Source organism: Marinimicrobium koreense (assembly GCF_003762925.1).
Taxonomy (GTDB): domain Bacteria; phylum Pseudomonadota; class Gammaproteobacteria; order Pseudomonadales; family Cellvibrionaceae; genus Marinimicrobium; species Marinimicrobium koreense.
The window spans coordinates 2682569-2699982 of the sequence record NZ_RJUK01000001.1; the positions used below are offsets into that span (position 1 = coordinate 2682569).

The 17414-nt window shown below is 45.9% G+C and carries 10 protein-coding genes; 2 read left to right on the forward strand and 8 right to left on the reverse strand.

Going from position 1 to position 17414, the window contains the following annotated elements; translation table 11 throughout:
* Window positions 1-35 precede the first annotated feature (35 nt).
* The 3 genes from EDC38_RS11645 to EDC38_RS11655 all read right to left on the reverse strand — a co-directional run bounded on the left by EDC38_RS11645 (window position 36) and on the right by EDC38_RS11655 (window position 4409).
* Complete coding sequence (locus tag EDC38_RS11645; RefSeq protein WP_123638650.1) at window positions 36-1736, reverse strand: arylsulfatase; 1701 nt, start codon at window positions 1734-1736, stop codon at window positions 36-38.
* 187 nt (window positions 1737-1923) lie between these two features.
* Window positions 1924-3096, reverse strand: a complete 1173-nt coding sequence (locus tag EDC38_RS11650; RefSeq protein ID WP_170162905.1) for a family 43 glycosylhydrolase — start codon at window positions 3094-3096, stop codon at window positions 1924-1926.
* Window positions 3097-3263: 167 nt separating this feature from the next.
* The gene (locus EDC38_RS11655; RefSeq protein WP_123638652.1) at window positions 3264-4409 is read right to left on the reverse strand and encodes a hypothetical protein; all 1146 of its coding nucleotides are present in this window, start codon (window positions 4407-4409) and stop codon (window positions 3264-3266) included.
* Window positions 4410-4855: 446 nt separating this feature from the next.
* On the opposite strand from EDC38_RS11655, the gene EDC38_RS11660 reads away from it, so the two are divergent.
* Both EDC38_RS11660 and EDC38_RS11665 read left to right on the forward strand, forming a co-directional pair.
* Window positions 4856-7768: a TonB-dependent receptor gene (locus EDC38_RS11660; RefSeq protein ID WP_123638653.1), complete on the forward strand. Its 2913-nt coding sequence runs from the start codon at window positions 4856-4858 to the stop codon at window positions 7766-7768.
* A gap of 185 nt (window positions 7769-7953) precedes the next feature.
* Window positions 7954-8307: a hypothetical protein gene (locus EDC38_RS11665; protein WP_123638654.1), complete on the forward strand. Its 354-nt coding sequence runs from the start codon at window positions 7954-7956 to the stop codon at window positions 8305-8307.
* Window positions 8308-8632: 325 nt separating this feature from the next.
* Here EDC38_RS11665 and EDC38_RS11670 read toward each other — a convergent pair whose 3' ends face one another.
* The 5 genes from EDC38_RS11670 to EDC38_RS11690 form a co-directional block, all read right to left on the reverse strand.
* Complete coding sequence (locus tag EDC38_RS11670; protein ID WP_170162906.1) at window positions 8633-10720, reverse strand: Sip1-related alpha-galactosidase; 2088 nt, start codon at window positions 10718-10720, stop codon at window positions 8633-8635.
* A 606-nt stretch (window positions 10721-11326) separates the two neighbouring features.
* A complete protein-coding gene (locus EDC38_RS11675; protein ID WP_123638656.1) occupies window positions 11327-11872 on the reverse strand; it encodes an RNA polymerase sigma factor in 546 nt (181 codons plus the stop codon).
* 337 nt (window positions 11873-12209) lie between these two features.
* Window positions 12210-13253 (reverse strand): glycoside hydrolase family 43 protein, encoded by a 1044-nt coding sequence (locus tag EDC38_RS11680; protein ID WP_123638657.1) that lies wholly within the window; start codon window positions 13251-13253, stop codon window positions 12210-12212.
* Between the two features lie 33 nt (window positions 13254-13286).
* Window positions 13287-14867: a hypothetical protein gene (locus EDC38_RS11685; RefSeq protein WP_123638658.1), complete on the reverse strand. Its 1581-nt coding sequence runs from the start codon at window positions 14865-14867 to the stop codon at window positions 13287-13289.
* Between the two features lie 579 nt (window positions 14868-15446).
* Window positions 15447-17324 (reverse strand): family 43 glycosylhydrolase, encoded by a 1878-nt coding sequence (locus EDC38_RS11690; protein WP_170162907.1) that lies wholly within the window; start codon window positions 17322-17324, stop codon window positions 15447-15449.
* Window positions 17325-17414 lie beyond the last annotated feature (90 nt).

The following is a 17414-nucleotide window of genomic DNA, read 5'->3' on the forward strand; positions in this document are numbered from 1 at the left end:
ATTGAGGTGTGGAACGAAACCCGTCTCCGTAGCGCTTATTCCTCGTTGTCTCGGGTGGGAATGATTAAACCCGGCTTGTGCTCATAAAGGCGCTCCTTCACGCTCCAAAGTCCTCCCGAGTCAGGGCGGCGCTTCCCTATCCATTGGTCAACAAAATCGCGCTGCGCCCACTTTTCATACTGTAATATCATTGATTGGGCAATATCGGGGTGTTTTTGGAAAAGGTCGACAGTCTCGGTGCGGTCTGCATCCATATCATACAAACGCCAAGAACCCAACAGTCGAGAAACTAGCTTCCATCTCCCGTCACGCACCGCACGGTTACCCTCGTGTTCAAAGAAAATTGGCTCTGGTCGGCTTAGCCTCTTCCCTTCAAATAGGGGAACTAGGCTTACTCCGTTCATGGGTAGTATGTCAGTATCCCTGTACCGTGCCGGATATGTAGCATCGCTAACGTCGATTAAGGTGGGAAGTATGTCTATAACATGGGCGGGCGTGTCCAGGAACTCTTTTTCCGGACGCTTTGAAATACCAGTTGGCCAGTGAGCAATAAAAGGCGTTGCGATGCCACCTTCAGTAGAGAAGTGCTTGTAAAGCTTGAATGGTGTGTTTTGCAGCTCCGCCCAGCTCTGTCCGACGAACACTCTCGACGTGGGGCCTCCCAATGGACTCCCCAGCGACATACCGTTAGGGCCACTTTCCGCAGAACCGCCATTATCTGACAAAAACAGGATTAATGTATTGTCGAGTTGCCCTTGTTCCTTCAAGTATTGCGTCAATCGCCCAACACTCGCATCCACATGTTCCATAGCGGCTGCATAAACCGCCATTATATGGTCGTAGCGAATCTTATCCTCGCGGCTTAGGCTGTCCCAATCCGGAACGTCCGGTGACATCTCGGGCAAAAGCCAGTTTTCATCCAATAATCCAAGCTCAATCTGGCGCTGATAACGCTCCCGACGAAGAACTTCCCAGCCTTTCATGTAGCGGCCTCGGTATTTCTCTATGGTCTCCTGTGGTGCCATTACCGGAAAATGCGGAGCAACGTGAGACAGATATAAGAAGAACGGTTTGTTAGTAGCCTCGGCTTCCTGGATAAACTTAATTCCCCAGTCTGTCCATAGATCAGTTCCGTACCAGTATTCGTCTGATACCCGATTATCGTCCAGTTGCAGCTTCTTACCATTTAAAAAAATGGGGGAAACAACCTTTTGTCCTTTTTTAAAAGAAGCCTGATCCGGGAAATAAACGCCACCAGCGGGTAAAGCCAGCGAAGCCTGAAAGCCACGTTTATGCGGGGGCGTTTCATTATGTCCTAAATGCCACTTACCGGTCATCGCCGTAAAGTAACCGGCATCAGACAGTACATCGGCGGCCGTAACGGCTCGATCATGAAGGTAGCCAAGCGTCCCCCTCGATCCTTGACGCTCGAATCCTGCCAAATAGCCCATTCCTGCTTTATGCGGGTACATCCCTGTTAGCAAAGACGCCCGCGTCGGACTGCAACGAGCCGTATTATAGAACTGACTCAATTTGACACCGTTGCTAGCCAATTTATCTATATTGGGAGTTGGGATCTCCCCTCCATAGCTACTTATATCGGAGAATCCCATATCATCTAAAAGTATAACGACAATATTTGGCTTTTTATCAAGACTTTCCGTTGAAGCGTTGGCCACGAAAGAAACGTAGGTAAATACCAAGATAATATACAAACCACATATTATTTTCGCCATTCAACGCTCCTAGAAGCTATTTTATATCATTCAAAACGTTAATATTTTTGGATTTCTACTCGATGTAGTGAACATTGAAATAGTTTTGACAAACTTCTATAGCTATTTTTACCACCAACTTTGATCGCTGCGCACAACTTAAACAAGTTAAGCGCAGCGACATAAAACACAGCTTTGTTATTGTTTACTACCTCAAGGTTCTAGAAAAGTCAGGGTAGAATCTTTCACCAACCATACGCATTGGAATAATTGCCGGACGAGTAAGAAACTTCCGCTCCAAAAGATCTCCACGGGGATTTCCAAACATGGTTGCCCACCAATTCCCTTCCTTATCCTTGAATAAATTATTGTGACCGGCCCCAATAACGGATGTGTATCTATCACCGTAAGGTCCGTAAACATTATCGGCCGTTGATATCACCACGTCGTAGCTGTAACGATTGGCAGCCCAATCCTTTCGGTCTTCGTAAACGCGAGTCGGATCATTGGGCTCGCCCGGATCATAGGCATAGCTTCCATCAGGCATACGAAAGCTCCAAATTGCTTGGACGAGATGATACTTTCCCTTTGCCTTGAAAATGTAAGCCCCCTCAATGTAGGGCTTTCTGCCATACTCCTTTTCATCCAACTTTCGCATAGGCTCAGCCAACCCACTCATATCTTCTTTCATTCGTGCAATTTCATGATTGTGTCCCACGAAATACACAGTGCCATCATCATCCTCGAACAAGCTTCCATCAATTCGAGGAAAGATTGGGCCATCACTATTTCCTTCTACGTTTTCATAGGGTCCCGCCGCTTCTCCTGTCTTACTACGTAGAATAAAGCTCCCTTTTCCGTTAGGATTTTCAGGAATAGTTGCGACAATAAAGTAATTTTTCTGACTTTCAATATAGTGAATTTCCGGCGCCCAGAGAGTACGACGCTTGCTGCTTATTGGGTTACCATTGAGATCCACAGTACGATTATCGTCAGCATAGAAGTACTCTTTCTGCCAAGTTCCATGCTTATCGAAATCCCATACAACGCCCATCGACTCCCAGTCTTTTAAATCTTTAGAGCGCCACAGCTTAATTCCTGGACTGCGATCATAGGCCGTTAACCTACCCGGCATCCCTACCGTTCCGGTCATATAGTAGTAGCCGTCGTTTCCTAGGTTAACGTATGTATCCCTGAGCCAATGATCAAATAAGGGCTCTACAGAATCTGGGATTTGTAATACGGGATCTTCTACATTTACCTCCCCATAGCGGGAAGGCTCATCGGCCGAAAGCTCACTCTCGTGCGTCTCTACCCCTTGGCATGCACATAGCAATGCCGATAGACCGAAAGTAATAATGGGATATGTGATACGTTTCATATAGTTTATACTCGCCATTGTTTTAACCGAATTGTATCCTAGTGTTGTTCTCCGGTCATAGAGAACATTCACATGGTACCTAGAAATTTGTAACATTCAGCCCATTTCGAATGGGTTATACGGTCGAGGCAGACATCCTTGAAGCCACCTCGACTCAAAACATTACGCTACTGCTTGGGAAGGTCTCTAAAATCATCTAGCCACTGAAATCCTTCGTCCTCTGAATTACAAGTACTGAAGCAGAACAACCCATTGTATATCCATGCATCCGAGTTGCTCGAATAGTTTGGAAACGAATTCTGACGCAACGCAAAAGTGGCAACTCGAATTTTATTACTATTTACGCTAAAATAATCTCTGTGGACATTTCTCAAGTAGTGTCTACGCGAATTAGTAAAATTATGCATTGCATTAAAGTCCAACCAACGCGACGTACTTTGTATATTCTGCAACGTTACCAACTCCTCCCAAACTTTCTTGTTTGTACCTCCAGGATAGTATTGGTTAGCGTAAGAGCTTGAAAGCGAGTTTCCATTATTACTTTTATACCAACGCATCAACGAAAACTCTGTTATTATAATACCTTGATTACTACGAATCTCACCCAACGTGAAATTTAATGCATCACTCCACTCTTCAATCAGATTGTGATGCATGTGAAGGTCTACACCTGAAATCCAGCTTTTGTCCTTTGCAAACTGCATCAAATCATTGAACACCGCTGTTCTTTCAGACGTTTTGTGGACATTGTTGAAGGATCCCATGTAGATATCATATGCATAATTGTTATTATTTTTGAAGTTATTGATTTCAATCGCCATTCTTTCATACCAATCCGTCATATCTCCATCCCTAAATGTCAGATCAGTTTCACGGAAAGGCTCATTGCCAACAACGACAATGTCAATATTTCCTGCTCCTGCACCCCGTATGACTTTACGCATAATATCAAAATCGTCTAGTCGTCCCTGCGTTCCAGGACCAGGAAAATCGCGTCCATTAGTAGCCCACTTCAAATTGAGAATCGTTTTATATCCCGCGTTGTGCAGTGCCCTGAAGTTAGTAATGCTCGGGTCAGCATCGACTTCCGCCTGACTCTTTCCGCGTAGATTCGACATATCGACAAACATCCTCACCCATACTGTTCCTGAGCGCTGCAGCATGCCGTTTTCACTAAGATCGGAAAGTTGGACTCCCAGACCGTTTACATTTACACCCATTGCCTTATCAGCCTTCGCAGGTAAAATAGCCAAGCAGGAAACTGTAAGGGCCACCCACAGTACATCTGTTAAAAATCGACTAGTCGCAAACATTTAACACATCCTCTTATTTGACATTATTGGATCGACTGGAATAGTCCCTCATCTAGCAAGTAGCTTCGGAGTCTTTTCTACAGCCGCCTAGTATCTTTACTCTTACTTCATGAAGAAAAGACGTGTAGAAAAGCATAAGCCGAATTGAAATAATGAGATTTACATTACTTTATAATGTATTTTTATAATACATTTGGTTTCATAATAGTTCCTAATCTCCCCTGTTAACCAAATAAATTTCAGCCTGTACCGCAATTAAGCTAAAACTTGGCATTTTCTGGACATTAGGCTAAAACACGCCTTCGAGTAATCACAACCAACACATCCAGTTCGGTTTTTTCGGACTTACGCGTCTTTAATAGATAAGGGCGCAAGTTCTACCTGCCGATCATGCGCCTCATATGAAGAAAGACTCACTAACAAATAACAATGGGTGAATTAGCACTATGACTACCAAAGCGACTAACTTGTCCCCCAAACGCCTTGCGCAAGCCATCGCACTTGGCGCTGCGTCGGCTGGCGCAGCCTACCCCTCGCTAGCCCAAGAGGAAGCGGTGCTTGAGGAAATTATTGTCTCCGGCGTCCGCTCTTCTATTGAGGGCGCTGTAGACATCAAGCGGCGGGCGACTAACATTGTAGACGGCATTACCGCTGAGGATATCGGCCAAATGCCAGATGTATCCATCGCTGACGCCATCAGCCGTATTCCCGGGGTTAACTACACTACAAACAATGGCCGTGCTGAATTTGCGACAATCCGAGGACTGACTCCTGATTTGACGCTGACAACCTTCAACGGTCGTATCTTGACAACCACCGCTCCGGGCACGCGTCGCGTTGCGATGGGCCGATTGCCATCGGAGCTTCTTAATCGAGTTACAGTGGCCAAAAGTCCTGAAGCAAAGATGATCGAGGGCGGCGTTGCCGGAACGGTTCAGCTCGAAACCGTAAAACCTCTTGATCGGAAGCGTCGCAGTGTTGTCGGCGTGGTGCGGGGCCTTCATAACGAAAATGCCGACGACATCGAAACCGCTGACGGTATGGGCTGGAGAGGTAGCTTATCTTATATCGATCAATTAATGGACAACAAGCTCGGTATCGCTCTCGGCTGGGCTGGACTTGATGAAGACACGCCTGTCTATGAGAACCGGTTGTCAAACCCTAGGTTCCGGGCGCCAAATAACGGACCATTCGGAAACGCTGATGAGAATCTTACGCCACGGAATGACCTCGATAACAGTGGTCTTCGAGAGGTATCTCCCGGAGCGGTTAGCTACGATATCGTAGATCAGGATGTTGAGCGAAATAGCTTCTTGGCCGTCGTTCAATACGAACCAACGGCTGATTTTAGTCTGAACTTTGACGCAGCTTACGTAGAACAAACCACATTTGTTCGCAATAACCGGCTAATTTTTGAGAACTTGCTGATTCCTGAACTTGGTCCCTCTCCAGGAACTGAGGGTGATGTATCCATCAAAGAGTTTCTTTCCGGCTCCGATGACGCGTTCGAGCTCCTCACTGCGGTTTCCGATGGATTGGGCAGAATTGTCAACTTTCGAAACCCCAACAACATTGACGAGGAAACCGTAAACCTGGGGCTTAAATCCGAGTACCGTATCGGAGACTGGACTCTGGGGGCGAACCTCTCCCACTCAAGCTCGACGCAGGATCGCGACAACCCCACACTGGCCACACAAATGTTGAGCGTCGATGGCCGGCCAGGGCTTCCGCTAACACGAAATGGCGCATTTGATATCACGGACTCCGGAAATATAATTATTGGATTTGAGGAGGGCGTAGAGAATCCGGAACAATGGGGCATTCGCAATATACTTACGTTCCAATCGGAATCGGAAGACGAAATTAATTCACTAAGTTTTGACGCAAATTGGAATGTCAATACGGGATTTATTTCGTCTGTTGACTTAGGAGTTAGAATCGAACAGCGCGACCTATCCCTGGTAACAGATCGAAACCGTTACTTTTTTGGTCCACCACCGACGTCCGGAAACTGGCCTACTCTAGACGAATCTGATGTGGCTTTCGATTTCCCATATTCTAGCTACTTCAATAGCTACGGTGATCCTTCACGCGACGGCTCGAACGGCCTGGATTATACGCCCTACTGGCCACAATGGAATGAAGATGCACTTATTCAACGTGCTTTCGATGAATTTGATCGTCAAGACCGGCCTGCAAGTTACTCGTTTGAGGACCAGCTGAACTCCTTCGACCTACCAAACACCTTCGATCTATCCGAGGACACCGCTGCCTTCTATGCTCAACTTAATTTTGATAGCGAAGTCGCGGGCTTAAACTATTTTGGTAATGCGGGTATTCGTGTTGTATCTACGGATGTTGAAGCCTCTGGATTTAGCGTTTCGCTAGACAACCTTACAGCTCGATTTGATGATGAGACGCAGTCTTACGCCTTTGGCGGAGTGAGCAATGACTTGCTGTCCAACACTGAAAGTCATTCTTACACCAAAGTATTACCCTCACTTAATCTAACGTTCGAGCTGACGGACAACTTGTATTTGAGAACGGCTGCCGCCCGAACTATGTCTCGACCGCTATTAACCGATTTGATTCCCACAGTGGATACAAATGTAGACGCAAATCAAGCTGAGTCATTACGGTTGACACCTAAATCACCAGACCTCGATCCTTTCTTCGCGGATCAAGCGGATCTATCGCTTGAGTGGTATCTCAGTGAAGATATCTCAATGACCGCAGGCTATTATTTCAAGAAAGTCGAAGCGTTTTTGACTCGAGAGCTTCAAAATGCCACTACCCCTGCGATTGAAGTTGATGAGAGTGGTAACCCAACTGGAGAAACACTTGACGTAGAAACTCTAATTAATAGGCAAGTAAATGCTGACACATCATTCGACTTCCAGGGACTAGAGTTCTCTTACAATCATTACTTCGGTATGGGCTTCGGTGTTACCGCTAACGCGTCGTTCAATGATACTGATGCCGTTGAGGACAGCACCGGCGTCGGGACAAGAATAATTCCGGTTCCGGCTGGAGGCATTAGCGACGAAGTGTATAACGTTATCCCTTACTACGAGCAAGGCCCGCTAGCAATTCGACTTGCGTGGAATAAAAACAGTGGTTTCAGTCGTCCCGCTCGCGGCTCTTTCCAAGAGACCCCAGATGGTCGTTTGGATATGACATTTCAATATGAAGTGAACAAACATATTAAAATCATCGGGAGCGCGAGAAATATAACCGACGAAACTCTGGATCAATATACTTACCTTTTTGAAGGTGTCGATCCGGTATCCACCGGATACCCTGAACGTATAGTGTCTCCGGGACGATCCTATACTCTGGGGCTTCGGGCGCGCTTCTAACTTTTTTACTTAGTTCTAGGCCACTGTTGAAACAGTGGCCTATTTTCTAATAAAAAGCCATGAGAAACGGTTCGTTCGCTAAAGAAAGTAGCTTGATATTATTTGAATACAGCACTTGGATCTTCTACATACTGGCCCCAACAATATGAGCTAATCACTGTATTTCCAAATAATATGGCAATATTATGGAAGAGCGCCTTAAGGCGATCCAGATTTTACGAAAGAGCTTTCAGAGAGTGGATTCGATGAAGCAAAAAACAAGAGACAACAACGTTGAGTTATCCGCACTTCGTTGGCTTGAACGAAATCAACATTCAAACGACGCCAACAACACTCTTAAGGATTATTTGACTTGGATGCGAGATCCTGATAACGCTCAAGCGTATGAAAAAGCACTTCATGTTCTTTCACTTGTTAACTTCTTATCCGAAACTAAGCAGATAAATGAAATCAGTGAAGAAACCAACAAGCGTGTAAGCATAGAAGGACGTTGTAAAGACCACAATTCCCAGAATAGAAAATTGGATCATGAAACCTGACTGAATTTTCATTTAACCTCCGGCTCCACACAATCTTTTACCTATTCTAGAATTTCAACGCTTTCTTATTAAAAACGCTTTAAATTCTTCCTCTCCCGGACATGTAGCTTTAGCATCCCAGGTTTGATCTGACAGTTATAGCTTTTCTGTTGGTTTCTGAGAGATCAGATCTAGACTACCAAACCTTACAACTGTGCGTTTAATATGAAATAGCATTATAAGTGCCGGAGACTCTTTACGTTTTCTTTAGGAATATCCATGTCATTGAAAGGCCGTTGCTTAGATGAAAAGCAACGACCAATAACGCTAAATTTATCACGCGGGCTTATAGTTTAAGATTAATTGTCACTGCTTCACTTGAGTGGGGCGCTTGGATTTCCCAAAGGTGCGTATCGAGCTGATCGACTTTAAAGCCTTGATTGCTAACTGGCTTCTTTTTGTGATAAACAACAACAGGGCCTGATTCAACGAGAGTAAAAACCAGATTTTCCTTGTCATACTCAATCTCCGAAATGGTGGCCGCACTTAAGTATTTGTCACTGCGACCAATTACAGCCCAGCCTTTCTGAATAGGAGACAGTTGAATAAGCTTGTCCGAAAAGCCTTTAAGTTCGAAGTCAAAACTTTCGTTCAGCTTGCCGCCAGCTTTCTCGTACCAATCATAGTAAACCAGTCCTTCTTCGGTTAGCATCCAATCTTTTTTCTCATCCTGAATCATTAGGTCTGCTTCGAGATAATCTTGCGGTTTAATTGAGGCTCTCACTGCGTTTTTTGGCGTCGGGTGAACTAGGTTATAAGCTATAATAGTAGCCGATCCATTAGCAAGGGGCGCAATGGTTTTATAGGCTTCGGCGACATTAAGCGCATCTAGCCCCGCAGATTCCACCATTGGTGATGACGGCGCAATTGGACGCAGGAGCCTTCCATCATGAAAGCTCAACGGATCAATAAGCTCCGGAACAAAGTCGGCCGGCGCGTCGGAGAGATAAACAGGGGCGCCCGAAACTGCCTTACTAACAGCCATCATTCGACCAGAAACTCTATCGCTCGAATGGAACATATCGTGATCTGGCCAAACGACTTGACCAGCCCAAAGCGTATTTTGGTAGCTCTGGTAAAGATGTGACTTCGCCTTGGCCTGGTCATTCAACAGGTAGTCGACACTGACGCGACTGACATTGCTGTAGCGTGTATTGAATACCGTTAGCAGGTCGAGCGCGAAGCAGTTAATCAGTCCCTGAGAAAGATTGTGTACGGACTGCTCTAAAGACTGAGCATTACGTGCGACGGCCTCAACCGGATTTTCAGTGCCGAAATAGAAGGGAAGCACACGATTTTGATTGTCGATTTTTACAAAGTCAAAACCTTGATCAACCGTTCGTCCTATCATCGTATCGTAGAAAGCATGAGATGCCTCGGGCGTATTCTTCGGAATTAGGACCCCCTTTTTTTGCTCGCTTTCGAACAGATGGTTATCTAGGGCCTTTTCAGTGTGATCGACATGCAGTCCCTGCCAATGACCATTCATCGCGTGCCAAATCGAAATCCAGCGAATCTTATCAGACTTCAACTTCATGAGTGGTTCGAAGCCATTTTTGAACGTTTTTTTATTGGGGTTGAATGAGAGAAGCTGGCTGTCTGGCATCCTGCTACCGGTTTGGTCCTGATGACCATCATCGACGAGCACCCAGCGTACGGGAACCGAGCTCGCTTCGATTTTCTTGATCGCATCAACCAGTAAATCAGAGCTGATGTTTCGACGGTACTGTTCCCAACTGGCCCAGCCCAAGTACTCAAAGGGCTCAGGGTACACTTTGTCTTTGCGGAGCTTGAAACGGCCCTCTAATGGCTTCTCGGCGGCCGCCTGTTTGTAAATTTTTTCGAAGGCTTCATGAGGTGTGTTGGCCATCGCCCATGCAAGAATCGGAATGTCGCCACTGGTCGTTGCTGTGCCGAAATTGGAAAGAATCAGGTCCAAGCCATTGTTGTCGTCAATCTGGAGGTAGGACATAGTCTTTGGTCCAGCCAAACCGTGCACAATCAGATACCTTCCGTCTTTTAATTTGAATTGTGCAATTAGGCCTTTACGCGAAGGGTTAGACGCTGTCGAATCGGGTTTGTAGCCGTCTTCTACTAAGTTGCCAAGCTTCTCCGCAGGCCAAGCGAAGATTCGATTTGCAGCTCCGTGCAACCTGTCTTTTCCGTCGGTACTGAAATAGACGACCGAATCATAGGGAGGGAGTTTAATATCCCAACTATCGAGCGTGAAATTTTCCGGTGTTTTTTCGTAGCCGCCAAGGACCTTGATCCCAGAATCATCAAGCGCAGTAATGTCCAAGGTTTTTGCGAACGCCAATGAGCTTACAGCCCATGATAAAACAAACGTAATGGATGCGGTTAATAGTTTATTCATACTTTCCTCATTTATTAAATAACCCGTAAACGGGTATGGAAGAGATTGTCGAATCTGGTGTACATAAATTCTAGCGCGACGCTTCTGATGACTTGGATTTATAGAAACCATACCTAAACTTAAGTCCCTTAATGAGATCTTCCAATAGCTCCTATTCTTTCATCCTTCGCCACTCTTTATAGGCAATGGTAATGAAATAAAACGCCATGGACTGTGGTACTTTTCAGCTATATCACTTTTCCGCATTTTTCCGTTTTCAGTTGAACCAACCCGACTATCGATTTAGTCCTATTGGCTATTATAAAGTTAACTAAGTAATACCCCGATAAGTCATAAAACAATAACAGATTCTCTTGGACTTCCTGCGGGAACACTATGACCTTCACGTAATTTCCTTCGAACCGATCCATGCATGGTCCTTAGGCTAAATTGGCGGCGTTCAGGCCATGCACTAAAAATTACCATAACTCTCGGATACTTTTGGAATTATCAAATTAGGTCCGTTTCAAATTGGGGAGGGGGGGGATAAGTACCATAACCTGAAAAGCCTTGTCATAATAAAATACGTTGCTACCTAGCAGAGTACCGATTAGTTATTTATTTTATCTAAACCGCTAACACATCGCCCAATAAACCGATAGCTTTTGCGGTATGCTTTTCAGCAGATCTCGTCGAAATACTCATTAGCTCAGCTATCTCAGCATAGGGGCGATTTTGAATCGCCCTCATAACAAAGATGTCTCGAGTACGCTCCGGCAATTTGTAAAGTTCAACTTTCAGCTTGTTCACTGCTTGCTCACCCATAGCGGCACGCTCAGCGGAAATTTCCGACCAAGGTTCGGGAGCGTCTTCCAACGAACAGTGTTCGCCTTTCGACCGAACGGCATAGTAGCGAAGATAATCTTTATATGTATTGGCAGCAACCCGGAATATATACGAATCAAGATTGTCTATACGGTCACAGCTGTTGCTTTTCAGCAAACGAAGAAATACCTCTTGAACGAGGTCTTCCGCCTCGTCAACACTGCTGACACACTTTAAGAAGTATTTGTAAAGTGGCAACTTGTATTCAGAAAATCTTTCTGCAGCCGAGCAAACATTCTTGCCTCTGTCAGCGCAAGTATCGCCTCGGGCATATTTATTAAGCTTCATGTTAGCTCACCTCAGCTTTGAGCTATCGAGTTCTGCAAATGTGTATGCACAACACTTTTGGAGCACAGGCGTCACTAATTACAGGGCCGCCACATCACCTTTACGCAGAATTCAGTGCGAGGTTAGCAGCCGATTATGTAAACGTTATACCTACATTAACCCAGAGTTTTATGCCTGTCAAACGATAATAATGTAATCGTTTAACCTTTTTAGACTATTTCGTGATAAAATGGCTCACGCCGCTAGCCGAGATCTGACAGCAACTAGCAGGTGGGAGGCACACCAAAAAAGTGTTGGCACCTACTCTCTTACGCAGTTTACCCAGAGGGGATTCAAATCATTTCAGTGCTTGCTTTTTCCTTAAATAATACGCCGATTTTGGTTCAACGACGACAAGATCCTCCCCCCCTCCAACATTCCTAAACTGAGCTTTTACAAGGGCCGTGGCACGTGGATGAACGTCTGTTGCGGTTGCATGGGTATGAAACACATAGAAAAGCTGCTTATCGTCTCCAAAGAAGAAATCTCCATGGCCAGTGCCATCTGCGCCCATTGAATCTCTGTCGATAATTGGGTTCCCAAAGTAACGCTTCCAGGGCCCCAATGGCGAACTTGAGGTTGCATAACCCACTGCGTAGTCATCGCTTTTGAAATGGTTGGCAGAGTAGAACAGGTAGTATGTCTCGTTATGCTTAATTACCGTAGGGCCCTCAGCTACCACAGCCGACTCGAAGGTCTGAGTATCCTCCCACGTATCGGGCTGGGGCGTAATGCAATGCCGGAGAGTTTCAGGTTTAATCCCGCTCAAATCATCTTCAAGCTGTGCTACATAAATGTGGTTACCTTTATCCAACCTCACATGGTAAAGATACACTTTCCCGTCATCATCCTTGAAAACGAAAGGATCTATCTGTCGGCGACCCTCGCCAAGAGGCATAATCTCTTCCTGTACAAAAGGCCCCAAGGGCGACTCACTATGCGCAATCGCAATATTCTCATTAGCTGTATATGCGATATAGTAAAGGTTTTTGTGCTGAAACACCTGAGGTGCCCAGAATCCCCTGTCGCCATAAGTCTGCTGACCTTTATTCAAAACGCGTCTTTTTTCGACGCTGCCCGGTGCATGCCATTGAACTAAGTCGTCTGAAACTAGAACTGGGAATCCAACTTGCGGCGGTGGTTCCGTTCCGTACAAATAGTATAGCTTTCCGTCATAGTGTATCGTTGGGTCCGCTATACGGACCTTATCGGGCTCGTACACCGATGAATGGTCGAGACCGGCTGTCGCTATCTCATTCGGTAGGGAATCGCTTTGAGCGCAGGACGCCGCTATCAGTGACATCAGGATAGTCACGATTGATATTTGAATTTTTGAAAACATATTAAGTCGTCCTGTTTATCGTTTTTAAAGAGGCTAGCGCCACAAGTCAAAATCCTTATGAAGATACTTGTTGAAGGAGAACGTCCCATCAGCATTTTTTCGTACGGTGCGACTTAAAATGATACCGTTTAGAATCCAAGGACTAGTATTTTCATCGAAGATTTGTTGAGCACCAAACTGCTGCCATACGCCGTAAGTGGCAAGCTCAAACTGACCAGATGCTGTATCCATGAAAACATCGAACGCCTTCGAGAAATAGTCATTCAGCATGCTGTCATACCAAGGATGCGCAGTCACAAAATCGATCCATTGTTGTCGACTGATACCTGCTCCGCTTGCCTGTCTGGCCAGAAGATCGTTTAGATATTCATGTACCTCCCAGTTTGGGTCAATGCCATAGGCTCCTGCAAATTCCGCATCAATTTGATCGCTCGTATGCTGCTTATAGTAGCGCATAGCTGAGAACTCCGTACTGATGATCTTTTGATCAGATCGGATACGATCCAGTGCATACTCAATAGATCGCTTCATTTCGCCAAAATCACTATCTATATGGTGTATGTGCAAATCCACACCCTCAACCTCGGGCGTAGCTCTGGCGAGCTCAAGAAGCCCGTCAGATGCTGACTGGAACGCAACGTCATCGAGTCTATTGAAAGCACCCAAATAAATAGGCATATTCTTTTTTTCACTTCCTGCACGGTACGCTACCGTGGCTTGAAGCATCTGTTCGTAAAAGCGCTCTAGATTTGGTGCATTGCTGGGCGCGTTACCTGGACTTTCGATAATGGGCTCATTTCCCACAACGATGATATCAGCGTGCCGCCAAAATCTATCATATAGCTCAGACAAATTGCTTTTGTAAGTATCCATTATAGCTTCGTCCGGATCGGGCATATTACGATCTGGATTCTTGAAACCCCATTTTATATTGATGATTATCTTATATCCCTGCGCCTTAAGTTCTGCAATGTTACTCAACTTAGGAGAGTTATTAAGCCGGTATGGTGGCGTTGGGTCATCATCAAAGAAAAAGAAATAATCCAGAAATCCTCTAGCCCATTCGCTGTTGAGCTGATCGATCGTCTCTTTCGTTTTACCCGTATAGTTTTGAATGGCGCCGTTTAGATTCACACCGATTTGCGGAAGCTTCGTCACGGTTTTAAAAACAGTGCTATAATCCCCTACCGTTAATGCAGCCTTGTCGGTCCAGTTTCTCTTGGAACTCGCGATGAGTCGAACTTGCAAAGAATCGCCGTTTTCTACAGTCGAGGAAGTATCGGTAAATGTACCTTCATTAATAGCGTACTCACCGCCCTCAATACTTATAGGTAAAGTGGTATCAATACCGGAGATTGTCACTAGCTCAGAGGTAACAAAAGAACCCGGCGCCACGTCATGTTTCGGATTAAAAAGGAACACATCGGGCGCATCAACCATTTCTTGGTTCGGTTCCGGCGCTGGATCCTGGGATCCGCACTCATCAATGATTGACGATTTGCAGTCTCCTTCCGTACTACTAACCGAACTGCTTCCACCACAAGCACTGACGACCAGCACTAAAAAAATAAGTGTAAAACTCAAACAAATATTATTTTTATACTGAATAAACATGAATTAGCCTCGCTGATCTCAAGTCCACTTTAGCCTATCAAAGGCCCGGCGATAGTCTCTGTTAAGGTCATAGCTACCAGTTTGTCTAAACTGTACAGTTCGATTGACGAAAATTCCGTTAAGAATCCGGGGACCCTGGGTTTTGTCAAAACTCCCTCACAACCCTGTTTGAAGGCTTAGTTCGCCAAAAGAAACTGTGGATATTTCGTAAAAATTTCATAAGCATCTGTCAGGCACCAAAGTCGGTATTGCAATGGTGGACATGTAGGTCTATTCCATAGACTTCTGGAGTTGACTTCGCTAGCGCAAGCATTGCCTCCGGTGCCTCCTGAAACCGGGGGAGCGACAGCCGACTCAAGATGTATTCGCCCCCTCAATATCGATCGCTTTAGCAACATCGAGCCTAACCCGGACTGACAAAATTTCAGTTCTAAATAGAACATCGCGAAACTGTGCGAGAACAACTTGGTCTTGGGTGCTTCCGGCAACTGCCGAGTTGGCGATGGCTGAAAACATCAGCACAGCCAAGACAGCATCAGAAAGTCCATTTTTTTTGACTACTTATATCAGGGAACATCATTATATCCCTTCAGCCTCACCCGCCGCCTCCCCATGTTGCCGCACAGGCTTAAGCTGCATGTGGTTGCTTATGACAATGGGCACAAGACCGAAGTGCATTCGGAAAGGCGCAGTGATGTCGTTACCAAACATAGTGGTCCACCAGTTTCCGGACTTGTCCTTGAACACTGTGCCGTGTCCTGCGTGGGGAACGCCCATTCGCGCCTTGGTGTAAGGACCCCAGATGGTATCGGAAACACCATACATCATGTCGTAGGTACCGTTAGTGCGCAGAGGACCATGCCACTCTGCCCCTGTAAGAACATACTTACCATTTATTTTGGCCAGCGCGTTTCCTTCGTAGCCTACGTGGTGGTTTTCGATCGTCTGCAGTTTGCGTGGTGGCGCCACAAAACCAGATCGGTCTGCATTAAGCTCACCGAGGCGTCCCCCGCCCCAAAGAAAGTACAACTTGCCGTTACTATCCTCAAAGATATAGCCATCAATGCCGTCAACGAATTTTCCCTCCGTGACATTGGTATAGGGGCCTTCAGGTCTTCCTGTAGCGCTTTTGAACAAGTAAGTCACGCCCTTACAGCACAGACTGAAGGTCAAATAGTACGTATCGTCGCTTTTAACATATTTAAATTCGGGGGCCCAGAGCTGCATTCTCGAGAAGTCACCAGGACCTAGCTCGCTCCAACTCCAAATGGTTGCCACATCCTCCCACTTCTCAAGATCCTTGGACCGAAATAGCGTAATTCCGCCATCGCCATAGAGATATCCATAGCCATTCTGTGTTCCGACAAGATAGTAATAACCATCACCGCCTAGTGTCACAGATGGGTCACGAAGGGTCTCGCTGGAAAGACGAGGCTCTTGCTCAGAAACAATAGAGTCCTCCAAGATAACATCAGAAACTGGCCTAAGTCGCTCTCGTTTGGAGAATTCCAAAGGAACTATCGCAGGTCTCGTACGCAACGCCGCATAGCGATCGGCTTCGGGCGCGGCGTAAGTAGCGTAAAGCTGCCCATATTCATCTTTGAAAATAGTCGTTTGTCCGGCATGGGGTACCGCAAGGTAGCGACCCGAATATGGTCCTAGCAAGTTTTCTGACTCAGCGACATAGACATCATCCGTCGCCGTCTTCATGCGGCCGCTTACTTCGTTGGCGAATCCGTAGTACTTACCGTCAATTTTCTTGATGAAAATCCCCCGATCGCCTATTCGATCACGTGCGGGCCAATCTTTTTGCGCCGAGAAGTCTGTTCTCGGGTAACCATCGTTTGCCGGTTTGATGAATTTTGATTCACCTATGACTGATGTGAGAGATTCATCTAAGGGAGCGATGAAACCATGCCCATAGAGAAGATAGCTTTTTCCATCTTCATCGTGAAAGAGGGAGGGGTCCGACTGGTGACGAATGAGGCAGTCAGATTCTTTGTATGGACCCGAAGCATCGCCTGTAATGCTTTTCGCCGTTCGGATACAACCCAGTACATCAACAAAAACGATATAAAATTGGCTATCAATGTAGTGGATTTCTGGCGCCTCATAACGCTCGCCCTTTGCGTCGTATACAGCGCCCAGTGGAATCCATTTTCGTAGGTCTTCAGAGTGCCATACGTAGATTCCGTTATTCGGTTTTTTGAGATTGGTTCCGGTCATATAGTAACCATCTTCAGCGCGGGTTATACTGACATCCTTCAATAAGTTATCGCTGAAAAGGGGTTTCAATAATTCGGCGCTCGAACCAGGCTCGTTAACTGCATTTAACTGATTTGAAGGGTGATCCCTAAATAATAGGTCGCGCTCACCCTCTTCTTCCTTCCTATCAAGTGGCGAGGCAGAGACAACCATCGAAACTGCGAACGCAAAAAATACAAACCAGCATTTCATAGGGAGCCTATTTGCATATTTTGACCAGCACATATGGTTCGTGCTCCTTAATTTTGGCGAACGAACCACTAGGTTTATTTAGAAATAACC

Coding starts and splice junctions, on each gene's coding strand:
- EDC38_RS11655 (WP_123638652.1), bottom strand. CDS start 4,409: ATGTTTGCGACTAGTCGATTTTTAACAGATGTACTGTGGGTGGCCCTT.
- EDC38_RS11690 (WP_170162907.1), bottom strand. CDS start 17,324: ATGAAATGCTGGTTTGTATTTTTTGCGTTCGCAGTTTCGATGGTTGTC.
- EDC38_RS11685 (WP_123638658.1), bottom strand. CDS start 14,867: ATGTTTATTCAGTATAAAAATAATATTTGTTTGAGTTTTACACTTATT.
- EDC38_RS11680 (WP_123638657.1), bottom strand. CDS start 13,253: ATGTTTTCAAAAATTCAAATATCAATCGTGACTATCCTGATGTCACTG.
- EDC38_RS11670 (WP_170162906.1), bottom strand. CDS start 10,720: ATGAATAAACTATTAACCGCATCCATTACGTTTGTTTTATCATGGGCT.
- EDC38_RS11645 (WP_123638650.1), bottom strand. CDS start 1,736: ATGGCGAAAATAATATGTGGTTTGTATATTATCTTGGTATTTACCTAC.
- EDC38_RS11675 (WP_123638656.1), bottom strand. CDS start 11,872: ATGAAGCTTAATAAATATGCCCGAGGCGATACTTGCGCTGACAGAGGC.
- EDC38_RS11650 (WP_170162905.1), bottom strand. CDS start 3,096: ATGAAACGTATCACATATCCCATTATTACTTTCGGTCTATCGGCATTG.
- EDC38_RS11665 (WP_123638654.1), top strand. CDS start 7,954: ATGGAAGAGCGCCTTAAGGCGATCCAGATTTTACGAAAGAGCTTTCAG.
- EDC38_RS11660 (WP_123638653.1), top strand. CDS start 4,856: ATGACTACCAAAGCGACTAACTTGTCCCCCAAACGCCTTGCGCAAGCC.